The sequence below is a fragment of the Eubacterium ramulus genome (assembly GCF_045002895.1).
Lineage (GTDB): Bacteria > Bacillota > Clostridia > Lachnospirales > Lachnospiraceae > Eubacterium_I > Eubacterium_I ramulus.
This window is the reverse complement of the sequence record NZ_CP173382.1, coordinates 2,619,663-2,639,904: the sequence shown is the minus strand read 5'-3', so window position 1 is coordinate 2,639,904 and position 20,242 is coordinate 2,619,663. Positions and strand designations below refer to the sequence as shown.

16 protein-coding genes are annotated in these 20,242 nt (G+C 45.5%); 11 read left to right on the top strand and 5 right to left on the bottom strand.

What is annotated here, in order from left to right; translation table 11 throughout:
- The first annotated feature begins 71 nt into the window (after positions 1–71).
- The gene (locus ACIRUQ_RS12360) at positions 72–1,838 is read left to right on the top strand and encodes a glycosyl hydrolase family 18 protein (protein WP_055289316.1); all 1,767 of its coding nucleotides are present in this window, start codon (positions 72–74) and stop codon (positions 1,836–1,838) included.
- Positions 1,839–1,942: 104 nt separating this feature from the next.
- Positions 1,943–2,632: an N-acetylmuramoyl-L-alanine amidase gene (locus ACIRUQ_RS12355; RefSeq protein WP_055289313.1), complete on the top strand. Its 690-nt coding sequence runs from the start codon at positions 1,943–1,945 to the stop codon at positions 2,630–2,632.
- A gap of 88 nt (positions 2,633–2,720) precedes the next feature.
- On the opposite strand, the gene ACIRUQ_RS12350 is transcribed toward ACIRUQ_RS12355, so the two are convergent.
- Genes ACIRUQ_RS12350 through ACIRUQ_RS12340 form a run of 3 tightly spaced genes read right to left on the bottom strand, consistent with a single transcriptional unit; the run spans position 2,721 to position 6,308 of the window.
- Positions 2,721–3,311: a metallophosphoesterase family protein gene (locus ACIRUQ_RS12350; RefSeq protein ID WP_055289311.1), complete on the bottom strand. Its 591-nt coding sequence runs from the start codon at positions 3,309–3,311 to the stop codon at positions 2,721–2,723.
- Positions 3,308–5,245 carry a BMP family ABC transporter substrate-binding protein gene (locus ACIRUQ_RS12345; RefSeq protein ID WP_055289309.1) on the bottom strand — a complete coding sequence of 646 codons (1,938 nt, stop codon included), beginning with the start codon at positions 5,243–5,245 and terminating at the stop codon, positions 3,308–3,310. The genes ACIRUQ_RS12350 and ACIRUQ_RS12345 overlap by 4 nt, the downstream gene beginning before the upstream one ends.
- 13 nt (positions 5,246–5,258) lie before the next feature.
- Positions 5,259–6,308: an aldose epimerase family protein gene (locus ACIRUQ_RS12340; protein WP_055289307.1), complete on the bottom strand. Its 1,050-nt coding sequence runs from the start codon at positions 6,306–6,308 to the stop codon at positions 5,259–5,261.
- A 212-nt stretch (positions 6,309–6,520) separates the two neighbouring features.
- Here ACIRUQ_RS12340 and ACIRUQ_RS12335 point away from each other — a divergent pair, with 212 nt between their 5' ends.
- From ACIRUQ_RS12335 to ACIRUQ_RS12320, 4 genes are all read left to right on the top strand, one after another.
- Positions 6,521–7,528 (top strand): L-threonylcarbamoyladenylate synthase, encoded by a 1,008-nt coding sequence (locus ACIRUQ_RS12335; protein ID WP_404856555.1) that lies wholly within the window; start codon positions 6,521–6,523, stop codon positions 7,526–7,528.
- 33 nt (positions 7,529–7,561) lie between these two features.
- Positions 7,562–8,020 (top strand): phosphotyrosine protein phosphatase, encoded by a 459-nt coding sequence (locus ACIRUQ_RS12330; RefSeq protein WP_055289305.1) that lies wholly within the window; start codon positions 7,562–7,564, stop codon positions 8,018–8,020.
- A gap of 369 nt (positions 8,021–8,389) precedes the next feature.
- Positions 8,390–8,683, top strand: a complete 294-nt coding sequence (locus ACIRUQ_RS12325) for a type II toxin-antitoxin system RelB/DinJ family antitoxin (RefSeq protein ID WP_055289303.1) — start codon at positions 8,390–8,392, stop codon at positions 8,681–8,683.
- The gene (locus ACIRUQ_RS12320; protein WP_055289301.1) at positions 8,673–8,987 is read left to right on the top strand and encodes a type II toxin-antitoxin system RelE/ParE family toxin; all 315 of its coding nucleotides are present in this window, start codon (positions 8,673–8,675) and stop codon (positions 8,985–8,987) included. The genes ACIRUQ_RS12325 and ACIRUQ_RS12320 overlap by 11 nt, the downstream gene beginning before the upstream one ends.
- 212 nt (positions 8,988–9,199) lie before the next feature.
- Here the strand turns inward: ACIRUQ_RS12320 and ACIRUQ_RS12315 are convergent, their stop codons facing one another.
- Positions 9,200–11,062 (bottom strand): acyl-CoA dehydratase activase, encoded by a 1,863-nt coding sequence (locus ACIRUQ_RS12315; protein WP_055289299.1) that lies wholly within the window; start codon positions 11,060–11,062, stop codon positions 9,200–9,202.
- Positions 11,062–12,336 (bottom strand): 2-hydroxyacyl-CoA dehydratase family protein, encoded by a 1,275-nt coding sequence (locus tag ACIRUQ_RS12310; protein ID WP_055289297.1) that lies wholly within the window; start codon positions 12,334–12,336, stop codon positions 11,062–11,064. Before ACIRUQ_RS12310 ends, ACIRUQ_RS12315 begins: the two co-directional genes overlap by 1 nt.
- A 514-nt stretch (positions 12,337–12,850) precedes the next feature.
- On the opposite strand from ACIRUQ_RS12310, the gene ACIRUQ_RS12305 reads away from it, so the two are divergent.
- From ACIRUQ_RS12305 to ACIRUQ_RS12285, 5 genes are all read left to right on the top strand, one after another.
- Complete coding sequence (locus tag ACIRUQ_RS12305; protein WP_021738555.1) at positions 12,851–13,990, top strand: DUF362 domain-containing protein; 1,140 nt, start codon at positions 12,851–12,853, stop codon at positions 13,988–13,990.
- 41 nt (positions 13,991–14,031) lie between these two features.
- The gene (locus ACIRUQ_RS12300; protein WP_021738556.1) at positions 14,032–14,967 is read left to right on the top strand and encodes a hypothetical protein; all 936 of its coding nucleotides are present in this window, start codon (positions 14,032–14,034) and stop codon (positions 14,965–14,967) included.
- A gap of 11 nt (positions 14,968–14,978) precedes the next feature.
- Positions 14,979–15,677 carry a response regulator transcription factor gene (locus ACIRUQ_RS12295; RefSeq protein ID WP_055289295.1) on the top strand — a complete coding sequence of 233 codons (699 nt, stop codon included), beginning with the start codon at positions 14,979–14,981 and terminating at the stop codon, positions 15,675–15,677.
- 3 nt (positions 15,678–15,680) lie between these two features.
- Positions 15,681–17,708: a sensor histidine kinase KdpD gene (locus ACIRUQ_RS12290; protein ID WP_055289293.1), complete on the top strand. Its 2,028-nt coding sequence runs from the start codon at positions 15,681–15,683 to the stop codon at positions 17,706–17,708.
- 153 nt (positions 17,709–17,861) lie between these two features.
- Positions 17,862–20,147 (top strand): hydratase, encoded by a 2,286-nt coding sequence (locus ACIRUQ_RS12285; RefSeq protein WP_021738559.1) that lies wholly within the window; start codon positions 17,862–17,864, stop codon positions 20,145–20,147.
- Positions 20,148–20,242 lie beyond the last annotated feature (95 nt).

The following is a 20,242-nucleotide window of genomic DNA, read 5'->3' as shown; positions in this document are numbered from 1 at the left end:
AACAGGCAGACATATTCCGAAACTTTTTCGGAGGAAATCTGGTAATATATGCAGAAGAAAAGGAGGAAGCAATGGCTTCGCAGAGACAGGCGCACAATAGAAAGAGACAGAAAGCAATTCTGGTGATGGCAGTGGCGCTGCTGATCATTGTGGTGATCGCGATCATCGGACTGACCACTTTTTTGAAAAAATATTCGGCTTCCAAGGAAGTTACAGATTACAGCAAGTATTACAAACTGGAGCAGGAGGACGAAATGTTTGTCGTTTTCGACAATGAAAAGATGGAGCAGAAAGCAATCCTGCAGAATGATGAAGTGTATATGGATTACCGGATTGTACACAAATATCTGAACAAACGGTTTTACTGGGATGCGACAGAGCAGGTGCTGCGTTATGTTACGCCGGAAGGACTTATCAATGTGACACCGGATACAGCGTCCTATCTGCTGGGGAAGGCGGCGCAGACAGCAGATCACGTGATCGCTTTGGTGCGGGACGGTGAGATGTATCTGTCCATGAGCTTTGTACAAAAATATACGGATATCCATTATGAATCCTATGAGGATCCGAATCGTGTTGTGATCTCGGATCATTGGGATGATGTGACATATCAGAGCATTAAGAAAAAGACTCAGATCCGGCAGAAGGGCGGCGTGAAGAGTCCTATCCTGACAGAAGTGAAGAAAGGCGATCTGGTGACTGTACTGGATACTGCCGGCTCCTGGAGCAAGGTATGCAGCCAGGACGGATTTATCGGTTATGTAAAATCCAAGACCATAGGCGGAGAACAGGATGTGCTGTATGATCATAATTTTACGGAGCCGGTATTTTCCCATATCAGTCGTGAATCACGGATCAATATGGCATGGCATCAGGTAACGACGCAGGCCGCGAATGCAAATGTAGCAGCGGTGCTTGGCAAGACCAAGGGTGTGAATGTGATCTCACCGACCTGGTTTTATCTGAATGACAACAATGGCGGTATTATGTCTCTGTGTAGCCAGGATTATGTAAATTACTGTCATCAGCAGGGGATAGAAGTCTGGGGACTGGTCAGCAATCTGGAAAACCAGGATGTGGACGATACCAGTGTGTTTAGTCTGACATCCAGCAGAGATAATCTGGTCAATAATCTGGTGGCAGAGGCAATAAAATACGATCTGGATGGCATCAATCTGGACTTTGAACTGCTTCCGGCAGAGGCAGCGGACGGATATCTGGAGTTTATCCGCGAACTGTCCATCAAGTGTGAAAATAATGATCTGGTGCTGTCTGTGGACAATTATGTACCGGCAGCTTATAACGCCTATTATGACAGGGAAGAACAGGCTGTGTTTGCAGATTATATCGTTGTGATGGCATATGATGAGCATTATAACGGATCAGAGGAAGGTTCCGTGGCATCCATCGGATTTGTAGAGCAGGGAATCAAGGATACGCTGGAGGAAGTTCCGGCAGAGCAGGTGATCCTTGGTGTGCCGTTCTACACCAGAGTCTGGGAGCTGACACCGGTGGCTGAAGGTACGGATGCGGAAATCAGTGAGGAAGATGCATTAAGAGGTTATTCGATCAGCAGTGAAGCGGTAAGTATGAGCGAAGTGGACAGCCGCGTGGCAGCAAACGGTGTCAATCTGGAATGGCTGGAAGACTGTGGACAGTATTACGCAGAGTATCAGTATGATGGAAAAACCTACAAAATCTGGGTGGAGGATCAGAAATCCATCGGAGAAAAACTGAATGTGATGAAAGAGAATCATCTGGCAGGCGCATCCTTCTGGAAGCTTGGATATGAAAAAAATACCATTTGGGATACGATCGCGGAAGCAATGCAGCAGTAAGAATTCTAGTGTGTATTTGACAGGAAGCCAGTTTGCGAAGATGTGTATAGATGAAAGATTCCCCGAATACATTGTAAGTAAGATTACAGGTATTCGGGGTTTTTTTGAAAAGAAAGATTAGCATAGGAATTTTATTGACCGTGCTGGTGATTGCGGGAATCCGCATGTCCGGGTCGGCACAGTTCGCAGTTATGACAAAGAAGGCGGAACGGGCAGAATATACGGTATGTATAGACAGCGGACATGGCGGAAACGATCCGGGGAAGATCGGTGTCGCGGGAACAAAGGAAAAAGAAGTCAATCTGACGATCGCTTTGAAGTTGAAGAAGCACCTTGAGAGGCAGAATATCCGGGTCATCATGACCCGGACCGATGATCGGAATCTGGCAGATGCGAATGCAACAAATGAAAAAATATCGGACATGAAGCAGCGTGTAGCAAAGATGAATTCCGAACAGCCGGATGCAGTGATCAGTATCCATCAGAATAGCTACACAGACAGTTCTGTAAAAGGAGCGCAGGTGTTTTATTACGAAGGATCGAAAGAAGGAAAAATGCTTGCGGAACTATTGCAAAAGAGTCTGATCGACAATGTGGATCCACAGAATCATCGAGTGGCAAAAGCAAACTCCGGTTATTATATTCTGAAAAATACTTCCGCACCGACGGTGATCGTGGAATGCGGCTTCCTCTCAAACCCGGAAGAAGAAAGCCTTCTGATAAGTGCCGCATACCAGGAAAAACTGGTGGAAGCCTTGCAGAAGGGGATCTGCGCGTATCTGGTGGAGCATTAATAAAAGTTCTGTCAGGGGCAGTGAACGTCTAGCGACCTGACAGAAATTTTCATTTTCGTATTAAGATATTAAAGTTTCAGCCAATACCCTAATATTCCCAGGAGTGTTTCTCATACGCATTGATGATCTGGGTATTGTTATACTGCATAGTGCGATGCAGGGAATGATCATACTGCAGATGCATATGTCCATGTACCATATATTTGGGCTGATACTTGTCCAGCAGCCCCAGAAATGTCTGATATCCCTGATGAGCATGATCATCGCCGTCTCCCAATCCCTGTGCAGGCGCATGGGTCAGCAGGATATCAAAGCCCCGGTAGAAGATCAGCTGATGTTTGATATGTAACAGGCGTCGTTTCATTTCTTTCTCTGTATACATATATTTTCCCGGTTTGTAGGGCATGCATCCACCCAGTCCGAGGATGCGGATGCCCTCGTGTACATATATTTTATCATCAATGCAGATGCATCCTTCCGGTGGTGTCTGATCATATTTCTCGTCATGGTTGCCGTGCACATACAGCAGCGGGAGATTCGTGCAGCTGACAAGAAAGGACAGGTATTGCGGATTCAAATCCCCGCAGGAGAGGATGAGATCGGTATTGGTGATCTTATTACTGTTATAGTGATCCCAAAGTGCTGTGGATTCTGTGTCTGAAACAGCTAAAATTCTCATGTCGTAGGTTCCTCCTTGCGAATGCCTTCCTGACGTACCACATTCTGTGCATCTTCCCGCAGCTCGTTGGCAGTCGGAATCCGGCCAATGATGTTATCGAGCAGCCAGTCAATGGAAATGATTTCCCGTGGAGTCAGTGCGTGATTGGCATCCTTTGAAATCAGTCCCTGTTGTGCATGAAGGATTCCATCAAATGGGTTGAAATCGTAATTCCGGATGGCATTGCGCAATGTATCCAGCAGATGGCGGGTTTCGTCAGGGACTGCGGAAGACCAGATTACATCAATGACATCTGCGGACATGCCCCACCAGTAGTGAAGTGCTTTGTTTGCATCAGATTTTTCCTCTGTATTCCAGATACCGTTCTGCACATTACGGATGATACGTTCATAATATTTTCCCCAGTTCCATGCAGGAAATGCCAGGTTTACCGGTGTTTCACCATTGACCCGGAACAGTCCGAACTGGCGGGAGATTTTTCGTGGAATGATCATATCCTGATGGGAGATATACGTTGCACCCATGGAATATAACTTTGCAGTGAGATCAATATGTTCATTTTCCTTCAGCGTGGACCATTCCAGATAAATTTTTGCTTTTGGATTGACCATTTTGACACCCAGGGCAAACGCGTTGATATTGGCTGTCATGCCGAAGATCGGATAATCTGCAATATAACCGATTTTGTTCGTGTCTGTCATCACACCGGCCAGAACGCCGATGAGAAATTTTGCCTCATACATTCGTCCATAATAAGTACGGATATATTTGTGGGAGGCATTCAGGGAACAGTTTAGGATCTTGATTTCCGGATGGTTAACTGCTACCCGCAGGCTGGCACTTAAAAATTCCGGTGAGGTGGTGAAAATCATTTCATTTCCGTCTGCAATGGCCTGTTCGATAGCTGCCACAGCATCTTCGGTATCAGAAATATTGTCGTAGGCTTTCGTGCGTACACGGCCATGGAACGCATCTTTCAAATAGAGTCGTCCAAGTTCATGGGCATATGTCCAGCTGGAGGTCTCCGGTGTTTTCTTGTTGATAAATGCAATGTGTGTGACATTTTCTTCCTCAGAGGCTGTCAGAAATTTGGCCAGGATATTCTTCTTTTGTTCCGGTGCCGGATCAAATTTGACGGAAGGTTTTTCCTGGGCATTTTTCAGCTCAAATTCCGCCCACATTTTCCGCAGGTTTTCCTTGATCGCGGAAGGTGTCTCATCCACCAGCTGGCTGTAATCGAACAGATCCAGATAGATGAGCAGTGCGTCGCCGGTAGTCATGTTCAGTTTGTCACCGCCAAGTTCCTTGAAAGCGTCAGCAAAGCGGTTGTAGCAGGAGCGGAACAGAATCCGGTCATCCATGCTCCAGCGTTCATATCGGCGGTGGCCAAGGTGAAAGGCAAGATGTGCATAGGAGCCTTCCTTGCTGAAAAACAAGTAGTTGATATTTGTGGCATTGTAAAAATCAAGAAATTCGTAGTAAATACGGCTTTCCGGTGTATCCTCACGGGCAGGAATGATGCGGGTCACATAGCCCGGAATGCTGATGGCATCAAAATATTTCAGGACACTGACACGCTTGTTGCCCTCCTGGATATAATAATGATTCATGTATTCGTATGCCACGATAGGATCACGGATACCTTCCTTTAAGTGTGCATCACACAGGGAAGACCATTTAGCCGCAAACTCTGTGTTTTCTCCAAGGATCGGCATAAAGTTGGGCGCAAAAGAAGAAGCGCGCCCACAGGTCTTTGTACCGACAATGAGTTCTGTAGGAATATCTACCAGTCCGAGAGGGACTTCACCACTGATGTCTACATGTTCCAGAATAGCATCCAGAGCAGGCATTTCAACAGGAAGTTTCTGTGAAGTCCGTGTTTGCAAGTCTTTTTTTCCTGCCTTTTGGGCAGCACGATAATGTTCCATTGACATCAAAAATCACTCCTTATCGTTTGGAAGATGTTACGGAAAAATGAAATAATGTTTTTGATTTAAAGGTATCCCCTGCTTTCAAAATAACAGAAGGGAAATTCGGGTGGCTGGTTGCATTCGGAAAATGCTGTGTCTCCAGGCATGCACTTCCGTAAGCCGGGTAAGCAATGCCGTTTTTACCATGCTCAGCAGGAGACTGCGCCGGTACATACAACTGTACCCCAGGCTGATCCGTAAAGCAGGTCAGACGGATGCCGGATTCCTTTGCATATAAAGTGGCAGCCTCTTTTAAACCACTGCCGTTTAATACAAAGTTGTGATCGTATGTTTTGGAATATTTTAGCTGCGGATGCGCGGCAAAGATATCCTGCCCGATCGGTTTTGGTGTTCGGAAATCAAATGGTGTACCGGTTACATCGGTGATCACGCCGGTGGTGAGATCATTCTCGTCCGTCTCAGTGAATGAATCTGCATTGATCATCAGAAGATGTTCCAACACAGAACCGGATGCTTCACCATTTAAATTAAAATAGGAATGGTTGGTTGTGTTGAATACGGTATCCTGGTCACTGGATGCTTCGTAGGAAATGGAAAGTTCATTATCTTCACTCCAGGAATAAGTGACGCTCATGGTCAGTGTCCCCGGATAACCTTCTTCACCGTCCGGTGAGACACGGGTAAAACGGACAGAATTGCCGGACTGTGCGGATTCCCAGTTGTAATAATGGAAACCACGGATACCACCATGCAGATGGTTTGGTCCATTGTTGACGGCAAGGTGATAAGTTTTATCATTTAAAATAAAGACACCTTTTTCAATGCGGTTTGCATGTCTTCCTACTACGGCACCAAAGCTTGCGGTGTCCTTTTCATATTCTGCAAGTGTGTCATAGCCAAGGCAGACATCACGTAATTCGCCCTCTCTGTCCGGTACGCAGATGCTGACAATGCGGCAACCGAAGCTGGTAATGGTCACATAAGCACCGGATGTGTTTTCCAGACGATAAAGAAACGCTTCTTCGCCGTCATTTGTGATTCCAAAAGAACTTTTTGTAATAGCCATTTCAAAACCCTCATTCTTTCTTTAAAAAATTAATTCAGACGCGCGTTACACTTCTCTTTTGTGTACGAGCATACCTAGAGTATACTCGCAGGTGACAGGTGCTGACAAGTAAAATCTTTTGTGGTATACTGTTTCCTATGAGTACATTAAATGATCATCAGGAAAATAAAATTCTGACACAGGTAAAAAAAGTGGATGCACAGCATCCGGATATGACTATTATACGGGAAGCCGCTGAAATTATCCGTACAGGCGGGCTGGTTGGTTTTCCGACAGAAACGGTATATGGACTGGGAGCAGACGCATTACTGCCGGAAGGGGCGAAAAGAATTTATGCAGCAAAAGGGCGTCCGTCTGACAATCCATTGATTGTACATATTGCTGAATTTGAGGCGTTGGATAAGATCACTGCGGATATTCCGCCGCAGGCAAAGGCACTGGCAGATGCATTTTGGCCGGGACCGCTGACCATGATCTTCCGGAAAAGCGAAGCGGTGCCATATGAGACCACCGGTGGACTGGATACGGTGGCTGTCCGTATGCCATCCCATCCGACTGCACTGGCGTTGATCCGTGAAAGTGGCGGTTATATCGCTGCACCGAGCGCGAATACATCCGGCAGACCAAGCCCGACACTGGCGGAACATGTCTATGAGGATCTCAACGGCAAGATTCCGATGATCCTGGATGGCGGAGCCGTAGGTATCGGCATTGAGTCTACGATCATCGATCTGAGTGAAGAAATTCCGATGATCCTGCGTCCGGGTTATATTACAAAAGATATGTTGGCGGAGGTGATCGGTGCAGTAAAGGACGATCCGGGATTTGTAAGTACGGATCCGAATGTACATCCGAAGGCTCCGGGGATGAAGTATCGCCATTATGCACCGAAAGCAAATTTGATCATTGTCTCCGGTGAGGCAGAGGCTGTTGTGATGCGTATCAATGAACTGACCGGAGAATACCGGAAAAAAGGCGAAAAGGTCGGCATCATCTGTACGGATGAAAGCCGGGCACAGTATATCGGTGATGTGATCGAGAGCATTGGAAGCCGTCAGGATGAGGACAGTATCGCACAGCATCTGTATGCAATCCTGCGTGATTTTGACGAGATGGATGTCAATGTCATTTTCTCAGAAAGTTTTGCAACACCGCGGATCGGACATGCGATCATGAACCGTCTGCTGAAGGCAGCCGGACATCAGGTGATTGAAGTATAGAGAGCAATTTATAGTCTGAAAAGAGGTGGAAGTTTGGATAGAATCGAGAAGATAATTTTTGTGGGGAAACGTGCAATCTGTCGGGAACCGATGGCTGCTGCGATCCTGCAGCGGGAACATCTGAATTTCCCGGTGAAGATACTGGCACGGGGATTTGTGGTATTATTTCCGGAGCCACTGAATCAGAAAGCGGAGGCTGTGATGATCAGCAACGGTATTGCACTGGAAAATTATATGTCCAGTCAGCTGGAACCGACAGATTTTGGGGATACGACGCTGATACTGACCTTTGATCAGGCAGCGAAAGAAAAAGTGTTGGAGATGGAAGGTGCACAGAATGTGGAAGTGCTGACAGATCTGACCGGCGATGAGCTGGAGATTCTGGATCCGTATGGGGCGGAGCTGGTGACTTACGGCATCTGCTATGAGACCTTGTCCAACACGATACATAAGCTGGCAGAGTTATTAAACGAAGAAAATATGGAAGTTTAGTGGACCTGAACATAGGATATTAAATTTTTGCTTGTAAGAAAAAAGGAGTTGGCACTCAATGAATGGTGTGTGTCAGCTCCTTCTTTTTCATAACTATTTTTGTTTAAAGATGTAACGATTAATCAAATAAAAAATAACATTGAATGTTAAGTTTTCTGCGAATTTTTGCAGAAAAATAGTAATTAATATCATTGGTTTTATCTCCTTCCGAATTTTTTGCATGTTCAAATGCACAATAAATATGAAAGATAAAAAATTTTTGACTGAAAAAATGTTGTTGAACAAATGAGATGCAAAATCAATACAAATGTATTGAAGTATATATTATATAGATATATAATTAAGAAAAATTGGAAAGGAGTAGATAGAATGGCAAGTACAATACAGGTAAGAGTTGATGATGATATAAAAACAAAAGCAGATATGTTGTTTAAAGATCTTGGAATGGACACTACAACTGCGATTAGAATATTTTTGGTGCAGGCAATAGCAAATGACGGATTCCCCTTTGAGATAAAGAAAAAAACGATTAATCCGTATAGGACTCTTTCTGAAAGTGAATTTATGGATAAACTTGAGATTTCACGTATGCATGCAAACCAGGGTGATTATCGTGATGCGGATGATGTGATTGCAGAAATGAGGAATCGGTATGGGTTATAAAGTTGTTGTTACATCAGATGCAGAAAAGGATTTTGATCGGTTTATCCAGTACCTGCTTTTTGAAAAGAAAAACGTTCAGGCAGCACAAAGTGTTCTGAATGATTTTGAAGCAACAAAAAAGAGTTTGGCACAAGTGGTAGGAAGTCTTAAATTATGTGAAAATCCACGTTTACAAATGTTTGGGTATAGGCGTATTAATTTTTTGTCACATCGGTATTTTATGTTATATCGAATAGAGGAAGACATTGTATTTATTGATAATATTTTCCACGAATTACAAGACTATGAAAATCGTATGATGTAGTTGATGTTATAGGGCATAAATGAAAAGAGCTAATTATTTTGCTGTACGCTATATTGTATTTTTTAAAAACTGCCATGTAAAAGTATAAATATAAAACGTAAATAGAAGAGAGCAGGCTGTTTTTTCTCAAGGAGCGATTGCTAGCGACTGAGACAAAACAGCCTGCTCTCTTTTTCAAAATCTACAACTTAGCCACAAAAGAAGCTAGAAAATCAAAGCACACGTTCCAGACCATACAGTGCCGCACCCAGCGCCCCGACGATCTCCGGTTCACCGGAGATATAAAGCGGTGCTTTCAGCTGTTCTTCCAGCACTTTGACCACACCCGGATTCTTGGCGACGCCACCGGTCATCATATAACCCGGTTCCAGTCCGACGCGGCGCATCAGGGAAATCGCTTTTGCGGCAATAGCCATATGGATGCCGTGCGCGATATCTGATGTCTCCTTGTTCTGCGCGATCAGGGAAATGACTTCGGATTCTGCAAATACGGAGCACATACTGCTGATTTCGATGTTTTCTGTGGACTTCAGAGACAGCACTCCAAGATCTTCAATATCAACTTCCAGTGTGCGTGCCATCATTTCCAGAAAACGACCGGTTCCGGCTGCACATTTGTCGTTCATGACAAAATCGGTGACATCTCCTTTTTCATTCAGATGGATGGCTTTACTGTCCTGTCCTCCGATATCGAGAATGGTGCGGATCTGCGGATTCAGATAATGAGCTCCCTTTCCGTGACAGCTGATCTCGGTTACGTTTTCATCGGCAAAAGGAATGCTGACACGGCCGTAACCGGTGGACACAATTTTTATCAGGTCAGAGCGTTGCAGTCCGGCTTTTTCTAAAATCTCTTTCAAAATGCGCTGTGCACTTTCGCCGCTTTTGGCACCGGTGCGGATGACGGCAGATGCGATCAGTTCCCTGTTCTGGTTTAAAATCACTGCATTGGTGGACGTGGAGCCGCTGTCAATGCCCATGACATAGACCGGTGCAGAAGCGGAAGCTGCTGCGGGATGGTCTGCGGCTGCAGTTTTATTATTTGAACTGTTATCAGCTGTCTGCCGGGGAATGCCTTTGCTCTCCGGCGACTGTCGTTTGCTTCTAAATAACATGTTTTCTCCTTTTTTTACACGAAGGGATTCTAAAAATGCTTCCAGACGGGTCAGAATCTGACCGGCGCATTGAGCGGTGGCATCAGTTTCTATTTTCAGAATCGGCAGATCGGAGGTCTCGTGCAGTTTTGTATATTCATAGGCGTAGATATCACAGAATTTGACGGTGTGATAGATAATGCCGTCTATGCGTTTTTCATAAGCTTCCAGAATCCTCTGCCGGTTGGAGGCTGCAGCCATGCGCATGCAGGGAAGCTGATCCAGCAGGGCATGTGCGTAGGCGGGGAGGATTTGTGCTGCATGCAGGTCATAGTTGCGCTGAATGCCGGTGCAGGTCAGATCCAGAATGACTTTAGCCTGATGATCTGCGATCAGTTGCCGAATCTCGGATCCGGGGCGGGCACCGGCCAGGGCAATGTGGAGTTTGCCATCCTGTGAAGATGTGGACGAGTCATTCGTTGAAATTGTTGGGGCTGGTGAATGATCAACAATAGCTGCTGATCGCCAGGCGGATGCATCAAAATCCCGAGAAACATTTGTACGTTTCTGCTCTGTGGCACGTTTCCTGCAGATTTCCAGAAGTTTCTCTTCAGAAAATGTTTTCCCGGAAAAAGCAGTGTAAGCCTCAATAAGCTTTTCCAGCTGCCGGGTGTAAAGCGTGACGGCAAAGTCATTGATCTTGCGGGGCAGATCCAGGCAGAAGAAAAATTTGTCCGGAAACAGGTGACGGAGAATATCATAAAGGCGGCGGGAACTGTCACAACAGGAGGTGAAGATCATTCCGTCATAATCCTGTTTTTCAAATTCTTCCAGAACCGCTTTGGAAAAAGAGCACATATTCGGATGCATCAGGGCATCTGCCTGGGTGAAAGTTGTGACATGAGGTTCCATGCAGGTGATGTTCGTACCGAAAGCCTGAAATAATTCTTCCGGAACATATTTGCAAAAATAAGCCAGCATTATGCTTCCTCCTTTCTTTGTCGAAGTACTTCGAGAAATGCCTCAAAGCGGGTGCGGATCTGACCGTCGTGGCTGTTGCGGCGATCCATGCCATCGCCGTCCAGAACCAGGAGCGGAATATTTTGCCGGTCCAGTTCTTCTTTCAACAGCATGACTCCGCCGGAGGACTGCTTGCAGCCCCAGTGACAGAAATTGATGACACCGTCAGAATGCAGATCCTGTGCCAGTTCAGATACCAGTTTTGCTTTGCGTTCATATGGTCCGTTGTAGATATTCTGAACCATTTTTTCCGCCAGTGCATCCAGTGGATGTTCCGTGTTCAGTGGTGTGCGGTAATCCAGGTTCATCTCAATGGCCTGAATCTGGTAATTATCCGACAGATTGAAGTATTCCCGTAATGTTTCCTGATAGTAAGGCAGCAGATGCACCCAGAGAATATTAGTTCCGTGAAATTCCGGAGCAGCGGCCGCTTCAGCTTCCATCTGCTGATAAAAATGCAGGATTTCCGGTGTTCCGATATTCATGTGGGAGGCAAACAGCATATACATCTGCAGTGTCAGTGTGGACGGATAATGGTGGGTCTGCATGTGCTTTAAAAACCGTTCATAGCAGGCTTTCGATTCATTTTCCCGCTGCAGTACAGCGGTCAGTTCTTCCGGTTGGAATTTTTTGTGGAAGGTATCCTCCAGCATGGAGACCAGTTCTTTTAATTGCCCGGTAACGTATGCTGCCGCATCTGGTGTATCACATTGTGGGATATCCAGCAGAAAAGACGGTACATGATGCTTTTCAGACAGATGTCGGAACGTGTTGACGTTTCCGTCACAGATGGTTGACGTGGTGACCGCAAAGGCCGCCGGCGGGATGATGCCGCTGTCGATGGCACCAATGAAATTTTTGTGATAAGAGCACAGTGTGGAGGCCAGTCCTTCATTTTCCGCATAGTCAAGGAAATAGTCCTCAATGGTAAATCCGGACAGAAATGAAGACAGACATTCGATGGACAGGCTGTGCAGACCAAAGCATTGCAGCAGCTCCACCGGGGCAAAAATATTTGCCCAGACGGAAGTTTCCGGATGTTTCAGTGCTTCCAGTACTTCCCCTACGGCATAGGTGTTCAGATACTGGTAAGCACCTGGCAATTTCTTATCAGCAAGGTTCCGGCTGCGAAATTGCTCCAGTGCCAGACCGGCTTTGATCATGCGAAAAGCGGCCAGTGGATGATCCGGAGCATATTTTTTTATGATATTTCCATAAGTACGAATGATTTCCATAAATTTGGGTTCTCTTTCTGTTTCATATTAAAACAATATTGAAAATGATTTCCATAGCATTATACAGGAAAACATCTTTTTTGGCGAGAAATACTTCTGAGGTGTAGCGGTGCAGTGATTCTGAGATGAATATGTCAGCTTACGCTGGCCAGAATTACGCACCAGGTCTCACATGCGTTCGACTTGAAGATAACGTCAAATGGGGATGGAGTTAAGAAAATTTTAACTGTAAAGAAAAGAGCGATTATGGTAAACTGAAAGTGGATGTCACTTCCCAAAAAATATTGATCTCAGTCTGAGTTGAGACTCCCACTTCTGCAAGTGGTGAGTAATAACAAATCTTTCTCAGTGGGAGTTCAATCTCCGACTGAGATAAACGCTCCGCGAGGATGTGCAGTGATTCTGAGAAGAATATGTCAGCTTTCGCTGACCAGAATCACGCACCAAGTCTCACGTGCGTTCGACTTGATTATACGGATTGCTAAGTGCATCTATTAAGCGAGGAGTTAGAACAATGGAAAAATCAAAAGTATATTTCACATCATTTAAAACAAGTTTTACAGAAAATCTGATGCAGAAGCTGGCACGGCTGGTAAAGACTGCTGGTATCGAAAACATTGATTTTCAGGATCATTATGCAGCAATCAAAATTCATTTTGGAGAATATGGAAATCTGGCATTTCTGCGTCCGAATTATGCAAAAGTCATTGCAGATATCGTAAAAGAACAGGGTGGAAAAGCGTTTCTGACAGATTGTAATACACTGTATGTAGGAAGCCGTAAAAATGCGGTAGATCATCTGGAGACTGCATATATGAATGGATTTACTCCGTATGCTACCGGCTGCCCGGTTATCATCGCGGACGGACTGAAAGGTACCGATGAGGTACTTGTTCCGGTGGAGGGCGAGTATGTCAAAGAGGCAAAGATCGGCCGTGCGCTGATGGATGCGGATATCCTGATCTCCCTGACCCATTTCAAAGGACATGAGTCAACCGGTTTCGGCGGTGCCATCAAAAATATCGGTATGGGCGGCGGATCCCGGGCAGGAAAAATGGAGCAGCACAGTGCAGGCAAGCCATATGTGAACAAAAGACTCTGTGTGGGCTGCGGTATGTGTACGAGAGTATGTGCCCACGATGCCATTACCATTGACGAACGCAAAGCACAGATCAATCATGATAAATGTGTGGGCTGCGGCAGATGTGTTGGTGTCTGTCCGAAAGATGCAGTGACACCGGGGCTTTCCGAGTCCAATGATATCTTAAACTGCAAAATGGCAGAGTACACGCTGGCAATCTGCAAGGATCGTCCGTGTTTCCATATTTCACTGATTTGTGATGTGTCACCGAACTGTGACTGTCATCCAGAAAATGACCGCCCGATCATTCCGAACGTTGGTATGTTGGCATCTTTTGATCCGGTGGCTCTGGACATGGCTTGCGCGGATTTGTGTAATCAGCAGCCGGTATTGTCAAACAGTGTGCTGGCTGAAAATATAGAGCAGCATAAACATGAGCACGGAGAATGTGACTGCGGACACGGACACGATCATTTCTATTTTACACATCCGGATACAAACTGGAGAAGCTGCATCGAGCATGCGGTCAAGATTGGTCTTGGTACTGACCAGTATGAACTGATCGAAGTATAAAAATTCAAGTAGAAAAGAAGAAGGAATGAGGACAGGAAACTATGAGCCCACAAGATAAAGTAGAGCGGGTATTAAAAGAAATCCATGTGGCATTTTCAAAAAGTGAAACATACAATGGACACCCGGATAAAGTAATCATAGACCGCAAGCAGTTTTTGAATCTGTTGGATCGGCTGAATCAGGGGATTTACGATATGATGGATCAGTATGAGCAGACACGGCAGAGCAGAAGCAATGCGGAGCGGGCTTTTCGTAAAAAAGGGGATGAAATCATTGAGGCGGCCAATGCAAACGCGGAGGATGTGTATGCTGCATCTGTCATTTATACGGCAGATATGATCGGTGCGATCCGGGAACTGATGGATCATACCAACGATTCCATGAATGATTTGTTTTTGCAGTTCCGGAAAGATCTGCGGGAACAGAAGGACAAGCTGCAGGCACATGAAAACGAATTGCAGGGGCAACTGGCGGATCTGACGGACACAAAGAAATACCTGTCCATTATTGATGATATCAATAAAGAGCGGGCACGAAAAAAAAGGGATTTGGATGCTGAGCGGGAAACCGGAGTACAGTATGCAAAAAACATGATCTACACACCGCCTTCCAGTCCGGAAATCAAAGTGAATGAGCAGTATTTTGAAAATTCCGGAACAAAGAAACCGGAGGATATACTGTGCGAACCGGCACCGGCGGAAAAACCGGATATTAAGATCAATACAAATGCAGCTTATTTTAAATGGCGGGAAAGTCAGAACGCAAAAGCGGATGGTCAGGAGCAGACAGCAGATGCAGCGGATGGTTCCGGAGGAGAGAGCGTGCATCCAAATCCGGAATTTCCGGATGAAGAATCCATCCGTCAGGCGGTTCTGGCAGATGAATTTGCGGCAGAGCAGGCACAGAATACAGCCCGGAAAAAGGAAAAACGGGATGCAGGTTCGCTGTTGAAAGATCTGATTTTTGGAAAGGAGTAGGAGAGATTTTGTTGAACAACATATTAGTGTGTGATGATGATACAGCAATTGTAGATTCCATTGAGATTTATCTCCAGCAGGAAGGATATCATGTGATTAAGGCGTATGATGGTGTGCAGGCTCTGGAGGTACTTCACAAGGAAGAGATACAGCTTGTCATCATCGATGTAATGATGCCGCGTCTGGACGGAATCCGTGCAATCTTAAAAATCCGGGAAGAGAGTAATATGCCAATCATCGTGCTGTCAGCAAAGACAGCAGATTCAGACAAGATTCTCGGATTGAATGTAGGAGCGGATGATTATGTCTCAAAGCCATTTAATCCGCTGGCACTGGTGGCAAGGGTCAATTCCCAGATGCGCCGTTATACAAAGCTGGGCAACGCGGCAGAGTCCAGCAAAGTATTTCAGAGCGGCGGACTGGCGATCAATGACGATCTGAAGTCCGTCAGTGTGGATGGAGAGGCAGTCCGTCTGACTCCGATTGAATATAACATTTTACTGCTTCTGGTGAAAAATCAGGGCAAGGTATTTTCTATTAATCAGATTTACGAAAATATATGGAATGAAGAAGCCATCGGAGCGGACAATACGGTAGCGGTACATATCCGCCACATCAGAGAAAAAATAGAGATTAATCCAAAGGATCCGCAGTATCTGAAAGTGGTCTGGGGAGTTGGATACAAGATTGAAAAAATAGAACCGAGGTAATCGATGGAACAGAACAGAAAGCGCTATTCATCACTGGCAAAAGCCATTGTGATCGGTCTGCAGATGATTGCGGCGGTGGTGGCCTCAGTCAGTATCGTGTTGTTCAGTACCTGTGTCAATCAGAATATGCTGAATATGGGGGATCTGCAAAATTCTTCTTTCGTGGAATCCGGTTATTTTGAGCGGACGTTTTCGAAACAGATGATGCAGCTGCTGGATTATCTGAATCTGCGGGAAGCGTTTGAAACGGACGGAGTATTTGATGAGAACCGTCCGGAGACCGTGAACGCATCACCGGAAAAAATTGCGGATTACAAAGTTTACAACAACAAATATGACCAGAATAATACCAATGTATATTACTGGCTGGGTGATCTCAGGGATAATACATATGTGACAAATATGAAAGAAACCAAAACGCAGGAAGATGCCTATGATCAGGCGGTAAAATACGGACGGTATCTGAGTTATAACAACAAAACGTTCCGCTTTGAGACAAACATTGGCGGAATGGAAAATAACTATTATCAGAACATGGCACAGTATAACGAACTGCAGAAAGGCGACTTCAGTCTGATCGTAGCGGTGGATGTGAAATTCCCACAGGAGGATGATCTGGCTGTGGCAAAGCGGGAGTTTGATAAATTGTATCCCTGGGCGCAGCGGAGTCTTGTGCTGGCAGCAGTCGGTATTGTGGTGTGGCTGATCGGACTGTGTTATATGACAGTAGCTGCGGCAAAACGGAGTGAAGATAAGGAAGTGCATCTGACGAATTTTGACAAGATCCGGACGGAGCTTCCCATTGCGTTGTTATTTGTGTTCAGTATCTGCCTGACGGCACTTGGCATGCGGGTGCACAGCCAGAGTTATGGTGTTATGAGCCGTATGGTTATAGTAGGAACCTTTGCCGTATTAGCGGATTGCTGTTTTATGGGCATGTACCTGAGCCTGGTGCGTCGGGTAAAGGCAGATACATTTTTTGAAAACAGTTACCTGCACTGGCTGCTGGTCAATTTGAAAGACACTATGCATAACCGTTATCTGGGCAACCGGATGACTCTGGTAATCTGGGGGATTGTACTGTCAAATGTCGCCATAGCCTATCTGGCTTTTCACTGTGGGTACATCTGGGCATACATTCTGCTGGCAATCTTCCTGGTGTTCACGCTGATCTATTTTTCACAACGTGTGATACAGCGAAGGAAGATTCTGGAAGGTATTGAACAGATCACCCAGGGAAAATTTGATTATAAGCTGAATCTGAGTGAATATCAGGGCGATGAATATCAGCTGGCGGAAGGCATCAATCATATTGGCGAGGGTCTGGCCAATGCCATCGGTGAAAGCGTACGGGATGAGCGGATGAAAGCGAATATGATCACGAATATTTCCCATGATATCAAGACACCGCTTACATCCATCATTAATTATATAGGTCTGCTGCGCCGGGAAAAAATCGATAATCCAAGTGCGGAATCCTATATAGAAGTATTGGAATCGAAAGCGATGCGCTTAAAACAGTTAATGGAAGATCTGTTGGATGTGTCCCGTATTTCTTCCGGAAATATTACACTGCAGATGGATGACATTGATCTGGTGGAACTGGTGCGTCAGACCGGTGGTGAATTTAATGAAAAACTGGAGCAGAAAGGGCTGAATGTCATCAGTAAATTCCCAAAGGAAGCGGTGATGATCTATGCAGATGGAAGACAGCTGTGGCGTGTCATCGGAAATTTGTATAATAATACAGCAAAGTATGCGATGCCGGACACACGGGTGTATGCGGAGGTGGCTAAGGATGGCTATGAGGCAACCTTTACCATGAAAAATATTTCTGAAAAACTGCTGAATGTGGATGCAGATACGCTGGCGGAGCGGTTTGTGCGGGGAGATGAATCCCGCAGTACCGAAGGAAGCGGTCTGGGACTTTCCATCTCAAAAATGCTGACGGAACTTATGGGCGGCAAATTTGAGATTGATCTGGAGGATGATCTCTTCCGGGTGAAGCTTACGTTCCGCTGTAAGGAATAACATTAATGGTACGATTTACAACTTTAATTGACTGAAGTGAAAAACCTTGCTTTTTATGAGGCACCTTATTATAATAGAGAAGAATTATTGTCAAAATCACTGACAGAACAACAGAGAGTGTAAAAAAGAATTTTCTAAGGAGGGCACAGAACCATGAAATTACATGAGAATGGTGTATATCTGCTCAATGGAACGGAGATTATCGAAGATAATCAGGAGGCTGCTGCATGTCTTGCGGCAAAAACAGGAAAAACAGTGACCGCTGCAGAAGCTGCAACGGGTACAATGGCATATCGTATTTTGAAAGCACATAATACTTCCGGAAATATGGAACAGCTGCAGATTAAATTTGATAAGCTGACTTCCCATGACATTACTTTTGTCGGTATCATTCAGACTGCCCGTGCATCAGGTCTGGAGAAATTTCCGGTTCCGTATGTACTGACAAACTGTCACAACAGTTTATGCGCTGTTGGTGGAACCATCAACGAGGATGACCATATGTTTGGTCTGAGCTGTGCAAAGCGATATGGTGGAATTTATGTACCGCCTCATCAGGCAGTCATCCATCAGTTTGCCCGTGAAATGCTGGCAGGCGGCGGAAAAATGATTCTTGGTTCTGATTCTCATACAAGATATGGTGCACTGGGTACCATGGCAATGGGCGAGGGTGGACCGGAGCTGGTAAAACAGCTGCTCTGCAAAACATATGACATCAAAATGCCGGGTGTGGTAGCGATCTATCTGACCGGTGAGCCGATGAAAGGTGTCGGACCGCAGGATGTGGCTCTGGCAATTATCGGTGCCGTATTTAAAAACGGTTATGTGAATAATAAAGTTATGGAGTTTGTCGGACCTGGTGTGGCATCTTTGAGTGCTGATTTCCGTATCGGCGTGGACGTTATGACCACAGAGACCACCTGCCTGTCCTCCATCTGGGTAACGGATGACAAAATCAGAGAATTTTATGATATCCATGGCAGATCTGCAGATTATGCAGAACTGAAACCAGAGAAAGTTGCTTATTATGATGGCTGTGTAGAAGTGAACTTAAGCGAAATCAAACCAATGATCGCTATGCCATTTCATCCGAGCAATACATATACGATTGAAGAAGTAAATGCAAACCTGGAAGACGTTCTGGCAGAGGTTGAGAAGAACGCGTTGGTAAGTCTGGACGGAGCCGTAGAATATAAACTGCGTGACAAGATCCGCAATGGAAAACTGTATGTAGATCAGGGTATTATCGCAGGATGTGCCGGCGGTGGATTTGAAAACATCTGTGCAGCAGCAGACATTCTGAATGGCAAGAGTATCGGACCGGATGAGTTTACCTTAAGTGTATATCCGGCAAGTATGCCTGTTTATATGGAACTGGTAAAAAATGGTGCAGCAGCGAAGATCATGGAGACCGGTGCGATCATGAAAACTGCATTCTGTGGACCATGCTTCGGAGCTGGTGATACACCGAACAACAATGGATTCAGTATCCGTCATACAACGAGAAACTTCCCGAACCGGGAAGGCTCCAAACTGCAGAACGGTCAGATCGCTTCCGTAGCACTGATGGATGCACGTTCCATCGCTGCAACCGCTGCAAACAAAGGATATCTGACACCGGCAACGGATCTGGATGTAGAATATACAGGACCGAAATATTTCTTTGATAAATCAATTTATGAAAACCGTGTATTTGACAGCAAGGGTGTAGCTGATCCGGATCAGGAACTGAAATTCGGACCGAACATCAAAGACTGGCCGGCAATGAGTGCACTGACAGACAACCTGGTACTGAAAGTAGTATCTGAGATCCACGATCCGGTTACTACAACAGATGAGCTGATTCCGTCCGGCGAGACTTCTTCCTACCGTTCCAATCCGCTGGCACTGGCTGAGTTTGCCCTGTCCAGAAAGGATCCGGAATATGTCGGCCGTGCGAAAGAAGTACAGAAGGCAGAGAAAGCAAGAGTCAACGGTGAAAAACCGACGGAAGCATTACCGGAACTTGCACCGGTGATCGAGACAATCAAGACAAAATATCCGGATCTGAACCGTGAAAACTTTGGTATCGGAAGTACGATTTTTGCAGTAAAACCGGGTGACGGTTCCGCCAGAGAGCAGGCTGCTTCCTGTCAGAAAGTATTAGGCGGATGGGCGAATATTGCAAATGAATATGCAACAAAACGTTACCGTTCCAACCTGATCAACTGGGGTATGCTTCCATTCCTGATTCCGGAAGGAGACCTGCCATTTGCAAACGGTGATTATCTGTTTGTCCCGAATGTACGCAAAGCCATTGAGGACAAGCTGACAGATATCGAGGCATACGTGGTAAAAGACGGCGGGTTAAAATCGTTCACACTGAAAATGGGTGATCTGACAGACGATGAGAGAACCATTATTCTGAAAGGCTGCCTGATCAATTATTACAGAGATTAAGATCCTCAAACAGAAAAGAAACGAAAGTGTAGAGTACAGTGATTCTGAGAAGAATATGTCAGCTTTCGCTGACCAGAATCACGCACCAAGTCTCA